Origin of the sequence: Congregibacter sp. (genome assembly GCF_965660375.1) — a bacterium.
Classification (GTDB): domain Bacteria; phylum Pseudomonadota; class Gammaproteobacteria; order Pseudomonadales; family Halieaceae; genus Congregibacter.
The window spans coordinates 1-4,600 of record NZ_CBFHZO010000018.1; the positions used below are offsets into that span (position 1 = coordinate 1).

5 protein-coding genes are annotated in these 4,600 nt (G+C 57.2%); all 5 read left to right on the plus strand.

Features of this window, described 5'->3' with window-relative positions:
* Nucleotides 1-460 (plus strand): cupin domain-containing protein (locus ACTG3T_RS01850; RefSeq protein ID WP_439100564.1); only part of this gene is annotated, 460 nt, incomplete at its 5' end.
* Between the two features lie 229 nt (nucleotides 461-689).
* Nucleotides 690-1,832, plus strand: a complete 1,143-nt coding sequence (locus tag ACTG3T_RS01855; RefSeq protein WP_439100565.1) for a Re/Si-specific NAD(P)(+) transhydrogenase subunit alpha — start codon at nucleotides 690-692, stop codon at nucleotides 1,830-1,832.
* 2 nt (nucleotides 1,833-1,834) lie between these two features.
* Nucleotides 1,835-2,116 carry an NAD(P) transhydrogenase subunit alpha gene (locus ACTG3T_RS01860; RefSeq protein ID WP_008293208.1) on the plus strand — a complete coding sequence of 94 codons (282 nt, stop codon included), beginning with the start codon at nucleotides 1,835-1,837 and terminating at the stop codon, nucleotides 2,114-2,116.
* A complete protein-coding gene (locus tag ACTG3T_RS01865; RefSeq protein ID WP_439100566.1) occupies nucleotides 2,113-3,486 on the plus strand; it encodes an NAD(P)(+) transhydrogenase (Re/Si-specific) subunit beta in 1,374 nt (457 codons plus the stop codon). The genes ACTG3T_RS01860 and ACTG3T_RS01865 overlap by 4 nt, the downstream gene beginning before the upstream one ends.
* Before the next feature lie 195 nt (nucleotides 3,487-3,681).
* Nucleotides 3,682-4,600 (plus strand): hemerythrin domain-containing protein (locus ACTG3T_RS01870; RefSeq protein WP_439100567.1); only part of this gene is annotated, 919 nt, incomplete at its 3' end.

Consider the following 4,600-nt stretch of genomic DNA (forward strand, 5'->3'; position numbering starts at 1 on the left):
TCGTGTGCTTGCGCGCCTCGATGAGGAAGCGCCTCTGTGCTACCAGCCTGCCAAACGCAAGGGCCAGGACGCGACTCCAGCGTTGTTGAGCCGTCTGATGGCCGGCGACTTTTCTGACCTGGTATGGAAGAAAGTCACCGAGGCGCTGCGCATTACGCCGATCCGCACGGGCGACCCGCAATATGAGTTCTCCCTTCTGCATATCAAAGCCGGCGGTGAAATTCCCCATCATGATCATCGGGGCTCGGAAATGACGCTGGTGCTTCAGGGTGGTTTTAGCGACGACCAGGGTAGTTATCACCCCGGTGATTTCATTTACCGCAGCGCCAGCGATGTCCATGCACCGCGGGCCTTCGCAAATGAAGATTGCCTGTGCCTGGCGGTCATCGACGCACCCCTGCGATTTACCGGCTGGAAGTACCGCTGGATGAATCCTTTCCTGCGTCTTCAAGCGGGTTAGGCGCTGGTGTAAAGCGGAGTATCATCGCAGTCGCAGGTAAACCCGGGACCGTTCTGGCCCCGTAAACGCTAAAACCAAAAGCAATATGATCATTTGAATCATCATTGCATGCTTCGAAGGCTTCTTTCTCTGTGTTAGAGTCTCGCCCCCTCAAAAACTAGGGGTTTTGGTGGCGCGGAAATACTGTGCCTAAAGAGCACCGAGAACTGACCGATACAGGGTAAAAAACATGCAACTAGCTGTCCCTAAGGAACTCTATCCGGGCGAAAACCGGGTGGCGATGACTCCAGACACGGCCAAAAAACTGGTGCGCCTGGGTGCGACTGTGCAGGTAGAGTCAGGCATGGGTGTTGGGAGTGGATTTCAGGATAGTGAGTACACGGACGCCGGCGCAGAGGTTGTGAGCGACCGAGCCGCGATGATCGGCGCTGCCGATATGCTGTTGCGTATTCGCAAGCCTGAGGTGGATGAAATCGCGCAAATGAAGCGCGGCTGCATTCACATCAGCTATCTGGATCCTTTCAACGAGCATGATTCGGTGCGCGCCTTTGCAGATGCAGGCGTCACGGCAATTAGCATGGAAATGATCCCGCGCTCCACCCGCAGTCAGAAAATGGATGCCCTCAGCTCTCAGGCAAATCTCGCCGGTTACGTCATGGTGATGCAGGCCGCAACCCGCCTGCCACGTATTTTTCCCATGATGATGACCCCCGCAGGCACGCTCAAACCCGCCAAAGTCTTTATTATCGGTGCCGGCGTCGCGGGTCTCCAGGCCATCGCCACAGCCAAGCGCCTGGGCGCAAAGGTCACCGCCTTTGATACCCGTCCTGTCGTGGCAGAGCAGGTACAGTCTCTGGGAGCAACCTTTCTGGATATCGATCTGGGCGATACCGGCCAGACCGCCGATGGCTATGCTAAGGAGTTGACGCCGGAACAGATCCAGAAACAGCAGGACGCACAGGCAGCCGTTATTGCTGATTCCGACGTTGTTATTACGACGGCGCAGGTGTTCGGTCGCAAGCCGCCCGTGATTGTGCCCCGCTCCATGGTCGAGGGTATGCAGCCCGGAGCCGTGGTCGTTGATATGGCGGCGGAGACCGGCGGAAACGTCGAGGGCTCGGTTCCCAACGAAATTGTGGACATCAACGGTGTATCGGTCGTGGGTCTGGGCAACTTGCCCAATTATGTCTGCCGCGATGCATCGGTAATGTACGCGAGTAACCTGTTTAACCTGGTGGAAGACACCTGGGACAAGGAAGCCAGCGAATTTGTGCTGGACATGGAAAATGACATTCTGCCGGGCTGCGTGATTACGCATGATGGTGCTGTTGTTAACGAAACTATCAAGAACATTCTGGCGGGGGATGCCTGATCATGGATGCGATTTTTCTGACTTTTATTCTTATGTTGTCGATCTTCCTCGGCTTCGAACTGATCACCAAGGTGCCCGCTACCCTGCACACGCCTCTGATGTCTGGCGCTAATGCGATTTCAGGCATTACCGTTGTGGGTGCCATCGCACTCGCGGGCAACGGGCAGCAGGATCTTGCTAACTGGCTGGGGGCGGGCGCCGTGGCGCTTGCCTCCATCAACGTGGTCGGGGGCTATATGGTGACCGACCGAATGCTGGCCATGTTCAAGAAGCGAGGGGGTTGATTGTGAGCGTATCTCCTTTTGGAATTCAACTGGCTTACGTCGTATCTGCGGCACTGTTTATCTATGGCCTAAAGCTTCTCGGCTCTGCCGCTACCGCACGTCGTGGCAACACCATCTCCGCTGCAGGTATGCTCCTTGCCATTGTTGCTGCGCTGCTGGATCAAGGCATCGTTGAGTACCAGTGGATCTTTGCCGGCTTTATCGTAGGCGGCGCCATCGGCGCGTCGGCATCGCGTCTGGTGCAGATGACCGCGATGCCGGAAATGGTCGCTCTGTTCAACGGTTTTGGTGGTCTTGCGAGCCTGTTGGTTGGTGCGGCGGCCATCAGCGGTGACGCCGGCGTGTTTACGCTGGTAACCATCGTATTGTCGATCCTCATCGGTGGCGTAACCTTCACCGGCTCTCTGGTGGCCTACGGCAAGCTGAGCGAGAAAATCACCAGCGCTGCGGTGCAGTTCACTGGTCAGCAGGTGGTCAACAGCGTGATTATCTTCGCCATCTTCGTAAGCGGCTGGCTATTCTGCCTGTATCCGGAGACACCTTTCTGGCTCATCCTGATGATTGCCCTGTCTCTCGCCTTTGGCATTATGGCGGTCATCCCCATCGGTGGCGCCGACATGCCCGTGGTGATTTCGCTGTTGAACTCCTATTCCGGTCTGGCTGCCTGTGCCGCGGGTTTTGCGATCAACAACAACATCCTCATTGTCGCAGGCTCCCTGGTGGGCGCATCGGGCATCATCCTCACGCAAATCATGTGCAAGGCGATGAACCGTTCATTGTCTAATGTACTGTTTAGTGGATTTGCCGCGGTGAGCGATGAAGAATCTGTAGTTGAGGGCGAAATCAAGCCTATCTCCGCCGAAGATGCCTATTACATTCTCGAAGCAGCAACGAGCGTGGCGATCATACCTGGCTACGGCATGGCGGTGGCCCAGGCGCAGCACGTGGTGAAGGAGCTCACAGAACTTCTTGAGAAAAATGGCGCCGAGGTGAATTTTGGTATTCACCCCGTGGCAGGACGTATGCCAGGACACATGAACGTGCTCCTCGCGGAGGCCGACGTGCCCTATGACCAGCTGCTGGAAATGGATGACATCAATCCGCGTATGGAGACTGTCGACGTAGCGATCGTGATCGGTGCCAACGACGTTGTTAACCCTGCGGCACGGGACGTGGAATCCTCGCCCATCTACGGCATGCCGGTTATCAACGTAGATCAGGCGCGCACAGTGTTTGTACTGAAGCGCTCCATGGCCTCAGGCTTTGCCGGTATCGAGAACCCTCTCTTCTACAAGGACAACACGCGGATGCTGTTTGGTGATGCCAAGGAGTCCATCGGAAGTCTTGTGCGGGAACTGGGCAACAGCTAGGTCTCGCCCTCCGTTTACTGCATCTCGCACTTCAAGGGCCGGCCCCGTTTAGCTAGCCCGGGGTTGGCTTGCTAGCGCTACGCTTCATCGTTAGTCTTGCTGGCTCTATCTCGGTCAGTGGTGAAATCTATGGCGGTCACGCGGTCCCGATCGACATCAGCCAAATCTCCTAAGCGACCCGTAGGCTCTGAGCCCATGGACCTTCAGGCTTTTGCCGATCAACACGAAAGCGATGTCTCCGAAGCGCCCATGCTTGTTGCTCTTCGCGCAGAGCACCGTCACATTGCCAGTGTGCTTGCTTTGCTGTCCGATCATCTCAATGCCATCGAGCGCAGTGAGCTGGTGGACACCCACGTGATCTACGAGATTATGGATTACATGGTGACCTGGCCCGACCGCTTTCATCACCCCCGGGAAGATGTCATTTATGGCTACGCCGCGGATGTTGACCAGAAGCTGGCCCAGGATCGTCGTCGCCTCGAACGGGACCACGACCACATGCTGCGCAATGGACGCGAGCTGCTTCAGGCGGTGGAAGACTGGCGCCGTGGAGAACTGGGGGGCGCCGAGGTTTTACGCATGGGCCGTGAATACGTACAGGCATCCTACGGGCACATGAGCTTTGAAGAGCAGGAGGTGTTTCCCGCCATTGATGCGGTGCTCACCCACGCCGACTGGCGGGAACTGTCTGCCGACGATCAGTTAAAACCTGTGGGTGACCCGGTGTTTGGGCGGCGTGTGCAGAGAGAGTTTCGCAATATGGCCCGAAAACTGCGCCGTAGCTTACGTCGAGGTGTGGAGCGCCAGGCCGTTGCGGAGTGGGTAAGCATGGAATCCCTCTTTGAGGCCTACGAAGTTGTCAATATGGCGAACCAGAGTGGGCGCGCCATTACCCGCGATCAAATTACGAGGGGGCTCCGCGAGGCCAGCTATATCGTGCTCGATGAGCCTCTGAAGGCACCGCTGCTATGCGCGGCCAACAACACGCGCCTGACCCTGCAGTGGATGGACGAAATTCAGGGGGTTTATCGCGACGCAATGACAGACCTCCTGCGCGTCAACCGGGAGCGCCAGGATCGCATGCGTCTGCTGCGCCGGGCAGACCGGCCGGGGT